We start from the raw sequence: 16,230 nt of genomic DNA, 5'->3' as shown, positions 1-16,230 counted from the left end.
TTTTGAGGGCCAGGGATGGCCCGAAATAAGCGCACATGGATGTGCTCGTAGCGGTTTTTGGACAGTCCTTCCTGACATGGCCCGGTAATCTACGGCAACTCACTATCAATCCTTCAGAGCCTGAAACCGAGCAATCGCCTCCTTTCGGCTCTCCTTCAAATCCACAATGGGCCTTGGATAGTCTTTGGGAATCACCCCGCCTTTGCGGCCCGGTTCATGAATCCGCTTGCTATCCAGCTTCGCCAATTCTGGCACCCACTGACGAATAAATTCCCCTTCCGGATCAAACCGCTCGCTTTGCGTGACCGGATTGAACACCCGAAAGTAGGGCGCCGCGTCGGTGCCGGTTGAAGCGCTCCATTGCCAGCCGCCATTGTTCGAAGCCAGAAAACCGTCCACCAGATTCTGCATGAACCAGGCCTCGCCCAACCGCCAGTCGATGAAGAGGTTCTTGGTCAGGAACATGGCTGTGACCATGCGCAGGCGGTTGTGCATCCAGCCGGTGGCTTTCAACTGGCGCATGGCGGCGTCGACGATGGGGATGCCGGTGCGGCCTTCCTTCCAGGCTTCGAAGTGCTCCCCCGGCATATTCCATTCCAGTGCCTCGGTATCCTGCTTGAATGCCCGGTTCATGCTCACGCGCGGGTAGTGGTAAAGAATGTTGATGTAAAAGTCCCGCCAGGCGATTTCGTTGATCCAGGTCTCGATGCCCCCGCTGGAAGCGGTGGTGCCGGAACCAGCCGCCTGGCGGGCGGCAATCAGGCACTGGCGGCCGGATAGCACGCCGTTGGCCAGGTAAGGGGAGAGCAGGCTGGTGCCGTCGATCGCTGGGAAATCCCGGTCGTCCTTGTAGCGGCTGGCCCTGCGGGCAATGAAATTGTCCAGGCGGTCATGGGCGGCCTGCTCGCCAATGCCGACCAGTAATGCCGGTGCTTCGGTGAAGGGCTCAATGTGGGTATCGGTCTGTTCGGGCTCAACCGCCGGGCCAATGGGCTTGGGGACCGGATACACCTGCGGCTGGCTGGCGTCGATCCACTTGCGCCAGCTGCGGGAAAACGGTGTGAACACGGAGTAGGGCTCGTTCTGCCCGGTCAGTATCTCGCCAACCGGGGCAACCGTCTGGTCCCGGTATTTGTGGACCGCCACTCCCAGCTCGCTCAGCCGTTGGTGGGCCTGTTTGTCACGCCGGCGTTCGTTGATGCCGTATTCTTCGTTGAAGTGCAGCTGGCTGATGTCATGCCGCCGGCAGAAGGATTCCAGTACATCCAGGCTGTCAGAGAAGACGTCGGCGGTCAGGAAATGCAGGGCAATGCCCAGGTCGGCAAGCCTGCGGGCCAGGGCGTTGGCGTGTTCCAGCACAAACTGGACCCGCGCTGCGGACCAGTCATGTTGCCGCCATTGCCCCGGGGTTATCAGAAAGCACGCGTGAACAGCCTCGCCGGTGGCGCATGCGGCAGTGAGTGCCGGATTGTCGGCCACTCGCAGATCGTTTCGGAACCAAACCAGCTGTGTCATCGGCCATCCCTGTGAGTTGAGTGGTGATAAGGGTAATTACAGCTCAAAAATCATTGGCTTGTATATTCGCTGACAGCACCGGTTTGGATTATAGTTCAACGGTAAACCGGTCCATAAAAGGAGCCTTTCCCCGGGCATGACTGAATTCACCGAAAGCCAGCGCGATGGTGTCTGGGCGCACCCGTATCAACTGGCTTCCGGCCAGACCCAACGCCACCAGCTGGGCCATGTCCGCCTGTGGGTTACCCTTCTGGATATGGAGTGGCAGGTGCGCCACGAAACACTCACGCCAGATGCGGACCCCCTGAACTGGTACGAAACCGTCGATCATTTTCTGCCGACGTCCGACACTCCCCTGGAGCGCTTCATTCGCACCCCGGATGACCCTGGCAAAGTGTGTTACCTGCCAGCCATGGCCTCGCTGCCCACGGTGATTCGCCCCTACCAGCCTCTCACCATTCCAGCCGGTGGCCAGTGCCTTCTGTACGTGGGTACCACGCTGTGGTTGCAGGTGAGTGTTGGCCAGCGCCCCGGCGTGTTAACCGAGTTGCCGCTGGCTTCCATGTCGAAAACCTGGCTGGGGGCCAACACCATGACGGGTGAGCTGTGTTACGCCTCGGCCACCTATGGCCGGCTGGCGCTGGAGGCGGTTCCCAAGCGCCCCTGGCGGGCCGTTACGCCGGTGACCATTATCAACCGGTGCGAGAAGCCGCTGCTGCTGGAGCGTTTCAGCCTGCCCACACCCCTGCTGGCGCTGTACCGTAACGAACGGGACCAGCTATGGACCCCCGGGGCTACCATTGAATGCGAAACCGACATGAGTTCCGCCAGCCTGCGTATTGAACACTCGGTGCCGCCAGAGGCCGGCGATTGCCGGGCGATTGCGCCAGCGCGGGAGAAACTGGCCCGCGGCCGGCGCCTGGTGCGCGCCTTCGACCATATTTTCGGGTGATTTCAGGTGTTTGATGAACTGAACAACACAATCATGCAGATGGCCGGTGGCATTGCCTGGGGGCAATGGCTGGCGGCCGCGTTCCTGTTACTGCTGGGCCTGGTGCTGGGCTCTCTATCGGCCCGGAGCGTCGGCCACCTGGTGGGCAAACGCACTTCCCGTCACCACGAGGTGATGATCCGGCGCCTGGTGTTTTACCTGGTGTTCGTGGTGTTTGCCATGGCCGCGCTGCGCGAGGCCGGGTTCTCCCTGCAGGTGGTCCTGGGCGCGGCGGGTATTCTGACCGTCGCCATTGGCTTTGCTTCCCAGACTTCGGCTTCCAACATCATCAGCGGGCTGTTCCTGGTGATGGAAAAACCCTTTGAGATTGGCGATGTGATCGAGGCTGACGCCACCACCGGGGAAGTGGTGGCGATTGACCTGCTCAGCGTAAAGTTGCGAACACCGGATAACCTCTACGTGCGCATTCCGAACGAAACCCTGATTAAGACCCGGGTGATCAACCGCTCGCGTTTCCCCATTCGCCGCATAGACCTGGTGATTGGCATCGCCTATGCCGAAGACCTGGAGCGGGTGAAAAGCCTGCTGCTTAACCTGGCTGAACAGAGCCCGGTATGCCTGGAGGAGCCCAAGCCCTTTGTACTGGTGACCGGCTTTGGCGCGTCGTCGGTGGATTTACAGTTCTCCTTCTGGGTGGTGAAAGAGGAATACCTTGAAGGCCGTGGCAGCATGATGATTGATGTGAAAAAAGCGCTCGATCAAGAGGGCATAGAAATACCGTTTCCCCATACCAGCGTATACGCCGGTAGCCATTCGGCGCCGTTCCGTATACAGCTGGTAGACCCGGAACACACCAAAGACAAGGATTGACCGGATGCCAACAAAAAAGACCGAAGCGATCAAAACCGTTCAACCGGACTGGAGCAAAACCAAAGCTCAACTGGGCTGGCGTGAATGGGTGGGCCTGCCGGATCTGGGCATCGAGCGGATCAAGGCGAAGGTGGACACCGGTGCCCGCACCTCCTGCCTGCACGCCTACCGGGTGGAACCCTACACCGAGAACGGCGAGCGCCGGGTGCGGTTCTGGGTGCACCCGGTACAGAACGATTTGCATCACTCCATTGAGTGCGATGCCCGGGTGCTGGACGAGCGCACCGTGTCGGATTCCGGTGGCCACAAGGAAGAGCGGCTGGTGATTGAAACCACCCTGGTGGTGGGCGACTTGAGCTGGCCGGTTGAAATGACCCTGACCAATCGTGACAGTATGCGCTTTCGCATGTTGTTGGGGCGCACGGCCATGGCCGGCCGCGCCGAAATTTACCCTGAAGCTTCGTATCTTGCCGGCGAACCGGCACTGAGGACCTGACTATGAAAATTGCGGTACTGTCCCGTAACAAGCACCTGTATTCCACCCGCCGCCTGGTGGAGGAAAGCCTGAACCGGGGCCACGAGGTGCGGGTGATCGACTGCCTGCACTGTTCCATGAACATTACCTCGGCCGATCCGCGTATCTCTTACCACGAAGAGTATCTGGAAGACTACGACGTGGTGATTCCCCGTATCGGCGCCTCGGTTACCTTCTATGGCACCGCCGTACTGCGCCAGTTCGAGATGATGGGCGTGTTCCCGGTGAATGAATCCGTGGCCATTACCCGCTCCCGCGACAAGCTGCGCTCACTGCAGTTGCTGGCCCGCAAGGGCGTTGGCATGCCGGTAACCGGTTTCGCCAACAAGCCGGACAACGTGCCCGAGCTGCTGCAGATGGTGGGCGGTGCACCGGTGGTGATCAAACTGCTGCAGGGCACCCAGGGCATCGGGGTGGTGCTGGCGGAAACCCGCAAGGCCGCCGAGAGCGTGATTGAGGCCTTCATGGGCCTGAAAGCCGACATCCTGGTGCAGGAGTTCATCAAGGAAGCCGGCGGTGCCGACATCCGCTGTTTCGTGATCGGTGGCAAGGTGATTGCCGCCATGAAACGTCAGGGTGCCGAAGGCGAGTTCCGCTCCAACCTGCACCGGGGCGGTTCCGCCTCGCTGATTCGCATTACCCCTGAAGAACGGCGCACCGCTATTACCGCCGCCAAGGCCATGGGCCTGAATGTGGCCGGTGTGGACCTGCTGCGCTCCAGCCGTGGGCCACTGGTGATGGAAGTAAACTCCTCGCCGGGCCTGGAAGGTATTGAAAGTGCCACCGGCAAGAACGTGGCGGGCATGGTTATCGACTGGACCGAGAAAAACTACAAACCCTGGAAAACCCGCACCAAAGGCGGTAGAGGTTAACAAGTATGGCCAGAGCGCCTTTTGAAATCGCCGGCGTACAGGTAAATGCCGGTACCCGGCAAACGGTGGAAGTGCCCGTTGCCAAACTGTACACCCACACCCCGCTGCATATACCGGTGGAAGTGATCCACGGCCACCGGGATGGCCCGGTGATGATGGTCTGCGGTGCCATTCACGGCGACGAAATCAACGGCGTGGAGATCATCCGCCGGGTACTGAAAAACTCCGCCCTGCGTCACCTGCGCGGTACCCTGCTGGCGGTGCCCATTGTTAACGTGTTCGGTTTTGTGCAGCGCACCCGCTACCTGCCCGACCGGCGTGACCTGAACCGTTGCTTCCCGGGCTCCGAGAGCGGCTCGCTGGGCGGTCGTATCGCCTACCTGATCCGCACCCAGCTGATGGAAAACGTCAGCCATATTATCGACTTGCACACCGGCGCCATTCACCGTTTCAACCTGCCGCAGATCCGCGCCGAGCTGCAGAACCCTGAAACGGCCCGCATGGCCGAAGCTTTTGGTGCACCGATCATCATCAACGCGGGCCTGCGCGAAGGCAGCCTGCGTGCCTACGCCGATTCCCAGGATGTGCCGGTCATCACCTTTGAAGGCGGTGAAGCGTTGCGCTTTGATGAAGTGGTGATCTCAAGCGGCGTGAAAGGGGTGATCCGCGTGATGCGCTCGCTGGAAATGATACCCGCCAAAAAAGGCCCCAAAGCCCCGCGCAAACGCTCGGAAACCGCCGCCACCTCCCAGTGGGTGCGGGCTGATATAGACGGCATCATGCGCCCGGTGGCCAGGCTGGGGCAGAAAGTTCGCAAAGGCCAGAAGCTGGCCATGGTCGCCGACCCCTTCGGCGAAACCGAAGTGGCGGTTACCTCGCCCTGGTCCGGCATTGTGATCTGCGTGAACAACCTGCCGCTGGTGAATGAAGGCGAGGCGATCTATCACATTGCCCGCTTCGACGAGCTGGACGAGGCCGAAAAAGCCATGGACTATTTCCGCAGTTCCTATGAAAACCAGGTGGATGGTGATGCGGTGGTGCCGGTGCATCCGTGGGATGAGGGCTGAAGCCTTTTGGAATGACGCGCTCGTGGAGTTTCTATGATCTGGCAACAAACCACCATTAATCTGGCCCCGCGCTCCCGGGGCTTTCACCTGATTACCCGTGACATCCTGCAGCAGGTGGACCTGAGCGGTTGCGAAGTTGGCCTGCTGCACCTGTTCATCCAGCACACCTCCGCTTCGCTGGCGATCAACGAAAACGCAGACCCGGATGTGCGGGGCGATCTCGAACGCCACTTCAACGTGATGGTGCCTGAAGGCGCCGACTACTACCAGCACACCCTCGAAGGCCCGGACGACACCACCTCCCACATCAAGAGCGTCATCATCGGCCCCTCGCTCACCATTCCGGTAAGCCGTGGCGAGCTGGCGCTGGGCACCTGGCAGGGTGTTTACCTGGCGGAACACCGCAACCAGGCGGGTGGTCGTCGGGTGGTGGCGACGTTGCAGGGGCGGTAGGGAGGGTTGACTCGGGTTTGGGTGGCGCTAAACTGGTTAATGTTAGTTGTTCTCAGCTGAGGGGTGGGTACTTTGTCCAATATTAGTTACGAAGCCAAAAAGGCGTACTTTGCTCGAATTCGCCGAAAAAATTACATTGCCAGCTTGAGGCTGGAGGGTTTCGATGTGAGAGAACATGCTGCGGATGAAAAGCTCCCGTCCAAGGCAGAGGCTTTGGCAATCCACAAGTGTAAAGCAACGGCGTAACCTTGGATAAGTACGGTGTTGGACAGGACCCCTACTGTTATCCCGGCACCGATATTCTGATTAATAAGCTAAATATAAAAAATGATACTTCTCTTGAGCTTGCCGAGAGAGACTTGACTGAAATTGCGGCAGAGTCCATTGATTTCAGCGCCCCTCCTTATGATTTTTCTCTCCTGAAATCTCTCCACCAGAGACTGTTTGAAGACATTTATACCTGGGCCGGCGAGCCACGTACGATTGATATCTCAAAAGGAGACACCCGCTTCTGTGTAGCTAACCGGATAGTGCCTGAAGCTCAAAAACTATTTCGCCAGCTTGAGGTGAAGCATTGGCTAATGGATCTGCCAAAGGAAGATCTTATTATTGAAATTGCAGAGTTTTGTGGCGATCTGAACGTGGTACATCCTTTTAGGGAAGGGAATGGCCGTACTTTACGCTTGCTCTGCGACTTTATAGTCATTAATGCTGGTTTCGAAGTCGACTGGAGCCCGGTGGACTCAAATTTATGGATGCAGGCCAGCATCGATGCGGTTATTTGTGATTACCGCAAGATGAATCAGGTTTTTGAGCTTTGTATCGGCGACTCCTTGCCCAACGAGTAAAAGTTATTCCTTCGTTACTCGCCGGGAGTCCTTTAAGGGCTGCCGTGAACATAATGACCATTTTCTTGCGTTTCTATGGATGGTTTTGATGTGCTGCAATATTTTGGGCAGTGTGTGATGTAATCTTTGATGGAGTACTGAACAGGGAGTGTTTGTGAATAATTACCTGCGTTATTGGGGCAAGGCCAAACCTGCTGATCATAATACTGGCAGCCCCTGTCATTTGTTGCCCTACCACTGTTTGGATGTTGCCGCTGTTGGCGCTTGTTTGCTGGATGGTTCCTCTTCATTCGGTCGCTCTGTAGCGGGCGCATTAGGCCTGTCGGATCATCAACTGCAGTCGATCTTTAGCTATCTGCTAGCCATCCACGATCTGGGGAAATTTTCGCAATCTTTTCAAGCGCTGGCGTCCCCTGAGGCAGAGGTGGTTAAAAAGCCGGATGTGGGATTCAGCTACGATGTTCCCGGCGGGCACGCAGCCTTGGGATGGGTGCTCTGGAGGCGGAGTGATGTGTTCAAGGATAACCGAGTAGCCATTTGCGGATGGCCGGAGCAGGCACCTCCTAGGCGCGCCGCTCGCCGGGCCATGGAGGCCTTGCTTGAAACCTCGTTTGGTCACCATGGTCAGCCGGTGGAAGCGGGAAGCAGGCGGGCAGGGGCGGATTTCCTGAAAGAGGATGAGCTAGCCGCCAGCTCCTTTGCGATGGATGTGGCCAGGTTGATCCAGCCGGACTGGCCCGCTGGACTAATGGCGGACGAATCGTGGTCAGAGAAACTCAGGGGAGTGACCTGGCAGCTGGCGGGGCTCGCGGTACTGGCAGATTGGCTGGGGTCGGATCAGAGTGTCTTTTCCTATGTGACCGAGCCCATGTCTCTTGAAGCCTATTGGCAAGAATACGCTTTGCCTCGTGCCAGATTACAGGTACAGCGCTTGGGCTTTGATCATCCCAGGTCCGCAACGGTATTTCCCGGGGTAGAGAGTTTTTTCGGTTTTAAGCCTACCCCGCTTCAGCAGTGGGCTGAAGCGGTAGAGCTTTCTTCCACGCCGCAGTTGTTTATTCTCGAAGACGTAACCGGAGCGGGAAAAACCGAAGCCTCCGTTACGCTTGCCCATCGTCTGCTCAGTAAGGGCCTGGCCCACGGCGTCTACTTCGGCTTGCCGACCATGGCCACCTCCAATGCGATGTATTCCCGCATCTCGACCTTCTATCAGCGATGGTATGACTCAGAAGAGACTCCAAGCATTGTTCTGGCTCATGGGGCTCAAAAGCTACACGAAGGCTTTCAGGTGTCGGTTATTCCCGGGCAGCCCCAGGATTCAAATTATCTCCCCGAGGAGAGAAGCGCTTCCGCTGTGTGCAATCAGTGGTTTGCCGATTCCCGGAAACGGGCGCTGCTGGCGGATGTGGGGGTTGGTACGGTTGATCAGGTGTTGATGGCGGTTCTGCCTTTTCGCCACCAATCCTTACGAATGGTGGGACTGGCTGGCAAGGTGCTGATTGTTGACGAGATTCACGCCTGCGACGATTACATGCTCACGCTCTTGTGCGCTGTTCTGGAGTTGCATGCCCGGCAAGGTGGTTACGCAGTGCTTTTAACAGCAACCTTGCCGCTGGAAATGCGGGAGAAACTGCTAAATGCCTGGCACAAAGGGCTTGGCGTTGTGACCGAGCAGACTCTTTTGAGCGCCAGTTTCCCTCTTGCAACGTCACTGAGTCGCGAATCAATGGCCGAAACACCTTTGCCCACCCGCTCCAGCGTTGCTCGAGCGTTGGCGGTTGAGCATCTGGACCAGTCGTCGCAGGCACTCGATCTGGTTGTAGGCTCTGCACAGCAAGGTCAGTGTGCGTGCTGGATACGCAATACCGTCGATGATGCCATTGAAGCATATGAAGCGATTCGGGCGCGTGTTGATGAGCCCGATAAAGTTCTGCTGTTTCACAGCCGCTTCACCATGGCGGATCGCCAATGGATTGAAAGCCAGGCACTGGATTGGTTCGGCAAGCGTTCCGGTTATCAAGACAGGGCCGGTCGTATTCTGATTGGTACCCAGGTGCTTGAACAGTCGCTGGACATCTGCATGGATGTCATGGTGTCGGACCTGGCGCCGATTGATTTGCTGATTCAGCGAGCCGGTCGGCTTCATCGTCACAGTCGTGACTCGTCCGGCAACCTCCTGCCGATAGCCGATGGGGGTGACCAGCGCCAGCCTCCCGTTTTGCGTGTGCTTGCACCCGCGTTCACCCACACGCCTGCCAAAGATTGGGTGAGTCGATTCCTGCCGGGCACCGCCGCTGTTTACCGAAACCATGGGCAGCTCTGGTTAACACTGCGGGCGCTGATTAGTGAAGGGGTTATTCGGGTACCGGAGAGGGCGCGTTGGCTCATCGAAACTGTGTATGGGCCAGAGGCGGATGAGGCCATTCCCGAGCAGTTGCAGGACAGCTATTTCGAGCACGAAGGCGAGAGGCAGAGTCAGTCGGCCATGGCGCAGTTCAATCGACTGGACCTGGATAAAGGCTATGAGGTCAGCAGTGCCCGGAGTGGCTGGCAGGCCGAGGTGGATATCGGAACCCGATTGACAGACGAGCCCAGCATCAAGGTCACCCTGGTTCAACTTGATGACACAAAGCAGCGGCTGTTGCCGGTAGCTGATGGGCCGCACCCATGGGAAATGAGCCAAATCTCTATCAGGCAATCCTTGGCGGATAAGCTGCCAGAACTTCCGGAAGAGTGGCGCGACCTGCAGGATGCCCTGTTTGACAAACACCCGGGCCTTCGGTTTTCCCGGTTATGGCTGGGGCCTTTTGATGTGGGCGATTTCAGGTACAGCCCTTCCATGGGCCTGTACAGCCCCCGCAAGGCGGGGAATGACAATAGATCGGAGGCGTGAGTCGTTCACATTTCCCGAGACATTTAGGGATCGACAGAGGATGAATGTATGAATTTGCTTAGGGACCCATGGTTGCCATTCCAAAAACGGGATGGCCACACAGAATACCTGGCGATCACGAGCATGGCGTTGCCAGAGGTGGTTGATCTGGCCCTGCCACGGGCGGACTTTCAGGGAGCGGCTTATCAATTTCTCATCGGGCTGCTGCAAACCGCGTTCGCGCCGGAAAATGCAGATGTCTGGATGGATCGCTACGAGGCTCCACCCTCTGAGGGTGAACTTGCCGAACCATTGGATGCTTTTGCGGAAGGCTTCGAGCTGGAAGACGGTGGCCCATGTTTTATGCAGGACTATGAATCACTGGAAGAAGAACCGGCCAATTCCATCGCCGGGTTATTGATTGATTCTCCCGGCGCCTCAACCATCCAGAACAACACGGATCATTTCGTTAAAGAGGGTAGGGCAGAAGCCATTTGCCCCGAGTGTGCTGCGATTGCCTTGTTCACCATGCAGATTAACGCTCCGTCCGGTGGTAAGGGGTACAGGACAGGTCTTAGGGGCGGTGGCCCACTCACCACTCTGCTTATGCCCGCAAGCTCGACTAGCACATTGTGGGAAAAGTTGTGGATTAACGTACTGAAGCGTGACCAGCTAGACGGTGAGCAAGTCTCTCAGGCTGATCCGCAAGTTTTCCCTTGGATGGAACCCACACGCACCAGCGAAAAGGGGCAGCAGGTATTGCCCACTCAAGTCCATCCGCTGCATGTCTATTGGGCCATGCCGAGGCGGTACCGGCTGGCATTTGATAATCGGGAAGCGTCTTGTGATCTCTGTGGTCGCCAGGGATCCCGGATGGTGACAGGGCTACGGGCTCGGAATTACGGAAACAATTACGGTGGGCCCTGGGTTCATCCATTAACACCCTACCGAAAAGACCCCAAAAAGCCTCAGGAACCGCCTCTGTCCATCAAGGGCCAGCCAGGCGGAATTGGTTATCGACATTGGGACAGTCTGGTTTTCATCGATGAAAAAGGAGAGGGCAATTTACCTGCCGAGAATGTGAAGGACTATCCGCGAAAAGCAGACGAGTGTGAAGCTGAGGATATTGCATTGCCACGGGTCGCCCGCCTCTGGGCATTCGGATACGACATGGACAACATGAAACCGCGTGGATGGGTTGGCACACAGCTACCTTTTCTCGCTATGCCTGAATCCCAACAGGAACGAATGCAAAGTTGGCTCAGGATGATGATTGGCTACGCCTCCGACGTATGCAGGCAACTTAAACGCAGCACCAAGGAAGCCTGGTTTAAGCGGCCCTCGGACGCAAAAGGTGACCTTGACTACATTGATTCACGCTTTTGGGAGACAACAGAGCAGCGGTTCTTTGATGCTTTGTCAGAGCTTGGTTCTCACCTGTTGGATGACGATATTGAACGAATGCCGCAGGCCGTCGCGCAAAATTGGTACCTCTACGTTCGCAAACAGGCGCTCATCATTTTTGATGATCTTACATTGGGTGGCCCCCCGGAAACGCTGAATCTCAAACGGATTACCCAAGCGCGAAACGGCTTCACGAGCTGGTTTGGCAAGAACAAATCAGCCAAAAACTTTCGCAAGCTGGCAGGAATGGATTCATTGCCCGAAGAGGGCCAGTCTTCAGGCAGTAGGCAAACAGTGACTGACAAGGAGCAGCCATGACCTCGCATAAAGTGCATTACCAGGTGTTGCTGGCGGAAGCTTTGCAGCACCAATTGATGATTTGGTGGGCCAGATTGCACAACCAGCAATCGCTGCTGCAGAAACTGTGCGGAGACAGCACGCCGCCTGCTTATCCCCCTGCGCACCGGGCCGAATTAAGACGCTGCAGGACGGTTGATGATGCGTTACTGACGGAGGGGTTTCGCAATCTCTGGTTCACGATCTCTGAGAGCGTTTCAGACAATGAAACCACAATGCTGGCCTGGGGCGTTGTCGCTGGTGCATTGGCGGATGTTCGCCAGCACGATGGCAGCCGTTCGTTTGCCGCCGGGATGGGTAGCCAGCAAGAAAAAACCGGTAAGCCTTACGTCAGCGAATTACGGTTTGCCCAGCTGCAGAAGAGTGATGACCTGGATGCTTTTATGCGCCGGTGTCGGCGGTCCATCGCTCTTTTGGGTCAGAGCGTTAATGTTACCTCGTTGGCAGACGGCATTCTCCAATGGGCACGGGAACATCAGAACGAGCAGGATAGCGATACCCGGCACCGCTTGGCGGTGTATTGGGCCAGAGACTATTTCACGGCATTGGCCGGCTATCAGAAATAAACAGGGAATATCCAGGGAGAAATTACGATGACAACGTTTGTTCAGCTTCACCTTTTGACGTCTTATCCGCCCGCCAATCTTAACCGGGATGATCTGGGCCGCCCCAAAACTGCCCGGATGGGCGGTCTGGAACGCTTGCGTGTTTCCTCGCAGAGCCTGAAACGGCACTGGCGTATTTCGGATCTTTTTCAAGAGGCCGCTGCCGGCCATGTAGGTGTTCGCACCAAGCGGTTGGGGGTTGAGGTTCGGAAAAAGCTGGAAGAAGCCGGCATAAAAGAAAAAGACGCCCAGAAATGGGCCCGTGATATTGCTGACGTTTTTGGGGCGCTTAAAAAAGACAGCGAGGAGATCGAGCAGCTCGCACACATCGGACCGGAAGAGAATCAGGCGGTGGACGAGCTGGTAAGCACTCTTGTTGACGAGAACCGCGCTCCAAAAAAGGAAGAATTGTCGCTGCTAAGAAAGAATCCAACTGCGGTTGATGTCGCTTTATTTGGCAGAATGCTGGCGGCAGACCCGGCCTTCAACGTGGAAGCTGCGTGTCAGGTAGCCCATGCGCTGACCGTTCACCCCGTTGTGATTGAAGATGACTATTTTACCGCCGTTGATGATCTCAATAGTGGCGAAGAAGATCGGGGTGCCGCCCATATTGGCGAAACGGGGTTTGCGGCCGGCTTGTTCTATAGCTACGTCTGTATCAACCGGGACCAGTTGGTAAACAATCTCTCCGGTAACGAAGAGTTGGCGGATCGTGCTATCGCAGCATTGGCAGAAGCCGCCGTTAAAGTTGCTCCCACGGGCAAACAAAACAGTTTCGGTTCCCGCGCCTATGCCAGCTTCGTTCTGGCAGAGAAGGGCCCGCAACAGCCTAGGTCCTTGTCTGTGTCCTTTCTGAAACCGATCCAGGGCAGTGACCAGGAACACGATTCAATCGCAGCGCTCAAGGATCAAGCGAAGCGTTTTGACCAAGCCTACGGCGCCTGTGCCGATAGCCGCTACAGCCTGGACGTGTCTTCTGGTGAAGGTTCCTTTGACGAGCTTCTGGATTTTCTTAAAGCGGACTAAAAGAGGCTGGAGATGGACGTTCTGGTATTTCAACTTTATGGGCCCCTGGCAAGTTGGGGCGCACCGGCCGTTGGTGAATCCCGGCCCAGCTCTGACCATCCCGGGCGCTCTGCGTTACTGGGGCTCCTGGCGGCAGCGCTGGGCATCGAGCGTGACGATGCGCCCAATCAACAGGCGCTGGCTAATTCGGTTCGGTTCTCGGTCAAGCAACTGGCGCCAGGCAATGTGATTCGGGATTTTCATACCGTTCAGGTGCCCAAAAGAAACAAAAAGGCGCAGTACGCGACACGAAAAGAGGAAATAGGGTTCACCAGCGACCGTCTGAACACAATCATATCCCGACGGGAGTATCGGTGTGATGGGTTTTGGCGAGTGGGGGTAGCCCTTAGCGACGCCAGTGACTGGTCGCTTGCCGAGTTGCAGACTGCTCTCCAAAAACCCAAGTTCACCTTGTACCTCGGTCGAAAATCCTGCCCGTTGGCCGTGCCTTTGCTTCCGAAAGTGGTGCAGGCAGACGGTATACGACAAGCACTGGACACTGACTTCCCGGCTCTTCATGAGAGGCAAAGGCAGTTGTTGGATTTGGGGGATGTCGTCGACTTCTATTGGGAGGGTGAAGGAGGTGACATTGAGCCTCAGGATACCCGCTATCCGGAAGACGAGGTTGTCAGCCGCAGCCGCTGGCAATTCCGTGGTCGCAGAGAGCATCACGCCAGGATCAAGGAGGTTCGATGATGTATATGTCCCGTGTGCGCGTTGCAACGGATAGATTGGATAGGGCGAAGCTCCTGTCTGTACTGAGTGGCGAGGCTTACGGAAACCATCAGCTTCTTTGGCGCCTGTTTTCCGATGAAAGTGACCGGTCCTTCTTGTTCCGGCAGGAAATGGAACAGGATCAGCTGTCCGCAGGCGAAAACCCCAGAGGTTTGCCATTGTTTTACGTGCTCTCTGAGCCAGAGCCCGTGCCGGTGCCGGGGTTGCTGGAGGTGCACAGCAAACCGTTTTCTCCGGTTCTGGCCACGGGTGATGTGCTTGTGTTCAGGCTGAGAGCAAATCCAACGGTCTCAAGGAAAACCGCGACCGGTCGCTCCGTTCGACACGATGTTTTGATGGATGCAAAGACCGAATGCAAAAGAGAGGGTCTTGATGATCCGGAAGCCATTCGTAAACGGATGGATGAGGCGGCCATTCAATGGCTTGAAAAGCGTTCTGAACGTTCGGGCTTTGCACTGGAAAGCGTGCCCCAGCTTGGTGGTTACCGGCAGCACATCAACAAGCGCAACAACAAAAATATTCAGTTTTCTTCCATCGACTATGAGGGAGTGTTGCGCGTGACTGACGAACAGCGTTTTCAAGAGACGCTTTTCCGTGGTCTGGGCAGGAGCAAGGCCTTTGGTTGCGGCATGCTGATGGTGCGCCGCCGCTAGGGAGGGCTATATGACCTTTGTGCCCTTAAAGCCGATTCCCATGAAGGATCGGGTGTCCATGATTTTTGTTGGACGCGGCCAAATTGATGTGCGGGACGGTGCCTTCGTTGTTGTGGACGAGGTTAATGGTGAACGGATGCACATTCCTGTCGGCTCTGTTGCCTGTCTTTTACTGGAGCCAGGCACCCGGGTGTCCCACGCGGCGGTTAAGCTGGCATCGACAGTCGGAACCTTGCTGATCTGGGTCGGGGAGGCCGGTGTGCGACTGTATTCAGCTGGTCAACCCGGCGGGGCTCGCTCAGACAAGCTGCTGTACCAGGCCCAGCTGGCGCTGGATGATTCTCTGCGGCTGAAAGTGGTTCGCCGCATGTTTGAAATTCGATTTGGAGAAGAGGCTCCCGCCAGACGTTCGGTGGATCAGCTACGGGGAATTGAAGGCGCCAGGGTTCGGAAGTTGTATCAGGCACTGGCAAAACAGTACGGCGTCAAGTGGGATGGCCGTCGATACGATCCGAATAACTGGAGTGCCTCGGATTCCGTCAATAAATGCCTGTCCGCGGCGACGGCCTGTTTATATGGTGTCACCGAAGCGGCCATCCTTGCTGCGGGTTATGCGCCGGCGATTGGCTTTCTGCACTCCGGTAAGCCGAAAAGCTTCGTGTACGACATCGCAGATTTGGTTAAGTTCGAGACCGTGGTGCCCGCTGCCTTCAAAGTGGCGGCAAAACATCCAGCGAAACCGGATCAGCAAGTAAGAATTGCATGTCGTGATGCGTTTCGTGAAACCCGACTCCTAAAGCGATTAATCCCTCTTATAGAAGATGTTCTGAAAGCTGGTGGCATAGAGCCCCCTGCAGCTCCGGTGGACAGTCAGCCGCCCGCGATTCCAGAGCCTACCTCCATCGGTGAGACCGGGCACAGGAGCCAATAGCATGTCGATGCTGGTTGTTGTGACCGAAAACGTACCCCCCAGACTCCGGGGAAGGCTAGCTGTATGGCTTCTGGAAATCCGGGCGGGTGTTTATCTGGGCGATGTGAGCAAACGAATTCGAGAAATGATTTGGGAGCAAATCGAGCAACTGGCCGAAGATGGCAACGTTGCGATGGCCTGGGCCAGTAACCACGAATCCGGGTTTGAATTTCAAACCTATGGCAAAAATCGTAGAGAGCCCGTTGACCACGATGGTTTGCGGTTGGTGCGGTTTTTACCTGATGTTGGTAACTGATTGAAATCTATATGATCTTTAAAAATGTGAGATCTCGGTAAGTCCAAAATAATGCTGGTAGATATTGCCAGCATTATTTTTTTCTTATAAAACAATTGTGTACGATTAGACTGTTCCCCGCGTTCGCGGGGATGAACCGGTCCGCATCCTCATTAAGTTCTGCCCAGTCTCCTGTTCCCCGCGTTCGCGGGGATGAACCGG

Annotated in this window: 17 protein-coding genes; 16 read left to right on the top strand and 1 reads right to left on the bottom strand. The window is 56.6% G+C overall.

What is annotated here, in order from left to right:
* Positions 1–105 precede the first annotated feature (105 nt).
* Positions 106–1,515 (bottom strand): deoxyribodipyrimidine photo-lyase, encoded by a 1,410-nt coding sequence (gene phrB, locus BMZ63_RS08060; RefSeq protein ID WP_091704121.1) that lies wholly within the window; start codon positions 1,513–1,515, stop codon positions 106–108.
* A gap of 136 nt (positions 1,516–1,651) precedes the next feature.
* On the opposite strand from phrB, the gene BMZ63_RS08055 reads away from it, so the two are divergent.
* The 16 genes from BMZ63_RS08055 (at position 1,652) to cas2e (ending at position 16,029) form a co-directional block, all read left to right on the top strand.
* The gene (locus BMZ63_RS08055) at positions 1,652–2,467 is read left to right on the top strand and encodes a hypothetical protein (protein WP_091704117.1); all 816 of its coding nucleotides are present in this window, start codon (positions 1,652–1,654) and stop codon (positions 2,465–2,467) included.
* Positions 2,468–2,500: 33 nt separating this feature from the next.
* The gene (locus BMZ63_RS08050; protein ID WP_091704410.1) at positions 2,501–3,337 is read left to right on the top strand and encodes a mechanosensitive ion channel family protein; all 837 of its coding nucleotides are present in this window, start codon (positions 2,501–2,503) and stop codon (positions 3,335–3,337) included.
* A gap of 4 nt (positions 3,338–3,341) precedes the next feature.
* Positions 3,342–3,833 carry an ATP-dependent zinc protease family protein gene (locus BMZ63_RS08045; protein ID WP_091704115.1) on the top strand — a complete coding sequence of 164 codons (492 nt, stop codon included), beginning with the start codon at positions 3,342–3,344 and terminating at the stop codon, positions 3,831–3,833.
* Positions 3,834–3,835: 2 nt separating this feature from the next.
* Positions 3,836–4,744, top strand: a complete 909-nt coding sequence (rimK, locus tag BMZ63_RS08040) for a 30S ribosomal protein S6--L-glutamate ligase (RefSeq protein ID WP_091704111.1) — start codon at positions 3,836–3,838, stop codon at positions 4,742–4,744.
* A gap of 5 nt (positions 4,745–4,749) precedes the next feature.
* Complete coding sequence (locus BMZ63_RS08035) at positions 4,750–5,811, top strand: succinylglutamate desuccinylase/aspartoacylase family protein (RefSeq protein ID WP_091704108.1); 1,062 nt, start codon at positions 4,750–4,752, stop codon at positions 5,809–5,811.
* A gap of 33 nt (positions 5,812–5,844) precedes the next feature.
* Positions 5,845–6,264, top strand: a complete 420-nt coding sequence (locus BMZ63_RS08030; protein WP_091704106.1) for a secondary thiamine-phosphate synthase enzyme YjbQ — start codon at positions 5,845–5,847, stop codon at positions 6,262–6,264.
* Between the two features lie 63 nt (positions 6,265–6,327).
* Complete coding sequence (locus tag BMZ63_RS15145) at positions 6,328–6,510, top strand: YhfG family protein (protein ID WP_373296721.1); 183 nt, start codon at positions 6,328–6,330, stop codon at positions 6,508–6,510.
* 2 nt (positions 6,511–6,512) lie between these two features.
* On the top strand, positions 6,513–7,112 hold the full coding sequence (locus tag BMZ63_RS08020) for a Fic/DOC family protein (protein WP_091704100.1): 600 nt from the start codon (positions 6,513–6,515) through the stop codon (positions 7,110–7,112).
* A gap of 148 nt (positions 7,113–7,260) precedes the next feature.
* On the top strand, positions 7,261–10,005 hold the full coding sequence (locus BMZ63_RS08015) for a CRISPR-associated helicase/endonuclease Cas3 (protein ID WP_091704098.1): 2,745 nt from the start codon (positions 7,261–7,263) through the stop codon (positions 10,003–10,005).
* 48 nt (positions 10,006–10,053) lie between these two features.
* On the top strand, positions 10,054–11,706 hold the full coding sequence (gene casA / locus BMZ63_RS08010; RefSeq protein ID WP_091704095.1) for a type I-E CRISPR-associated protein Cse1/CasA: 1,653 nt from the start codon (positions 10,054–10,056) through the stop codon (positions 11,704–11,706).
* Positions 11,703–12,311 carry a type I-E CRISPR-associated protein Cse2/CasB gene (gene casB / locus BMZ63_RS08005; RefSeq protein ID WP_091704092.1) on the top strand — a complete coding sequence of 203 codons (609 nt, stop codon included), beginning with the start codon at positions 11,703–11,705 and terminating at the stop codon, positions 12,309–12,311. Before casA ends, casB begins: the two co-directional genes overlap by 4 nt.
* 27 nt (positions 12,312–12,338) lie before the next feature.
* Entirely contained in the window at positions 12,339–13,376 is a 1,038-nt protein-coding gene (gene cas7e, locus BMZ63_RS08000; RefSeq protein WP_091704091.1) for a type I-E CRISPR-associated protein Cas7/Cse4/CasC, read from the top strand.
* A 12-nt stretch (positions 13,377–13,388) separates the two neighbouring features.
* Positions 13,389–14,111: a type I-E CRISPR-associated protein Cas5/CasD gene (gene cas5e / locus BMZ63_RS07995; protein ID WP_091704088.1), complete on the top strand. Its 723-nt coding sequence runs from the start codon at positions 13,389–13,391 to the stop codon at positions 14,109–14,111.
* Positions 14,108–14,803: a type I-E CRISPR-associated protein Cas6/Cse3/CasE gene (gene cas6e, locus BMZ63_RS07990; protein ID WP_218141226.1), complete on the top strand. Its 696-nt coding sequence runs from the start codon at positions 14,108–14,110 to the stop codon at positions 14,801–14,803. Before cas5e ends, cas6e begins: the two co-directional genes overlap by 4 nt.
* Positions 14,804–14,813: 10 nt before the next feature.
* Positions 14,814–15,734 carry a type I-E CRISPR-associated endonuclease Cas1e gene (gene cas1e, locus BMZ63_RS07985; RefSeq protein ID WP_091704083.1) on the top strand — a complete coding sequence of 307 codons (921 nt, stop codon included), beginning with the start codon at positions 14,814–14,816 and terminating at the stop codon, positions 15,732–15,734.
* A 1-nt stretch (position 15,735) separates the two neighbouring features.
* Positions 15,736–16,029 carry a type I-E CRISPR-associated endoribonuclease Cas2e gene (gene cas2e, locus BMZ63_RS07980; RefSeq protein WP_091704080.1) on the top strand — a complete coding sequence of 98 codons (294 nt, stop codon included), beginning with the start codon at positions 15,736–15,738 and terminating at the stop codon, positions 16,027–16,029.
* Positions 16,030–16,230 lie beyond the last annotated feature (201 nt).

This window comes from Marinobacter persicus (assembly GCF_900114155.1).
GTDB classification, from domain to species: Bacteria; Pseudomonadota; Gammaproteobacteria; order Pseudomonadales; family Oleiphilaceae; genus Marinobacter; species Marinobacter persicus.
Note: the sequence above shows the minus strand (reverse complement) of the source record. Positions and strands in the feature narration are given on the sequence as shown.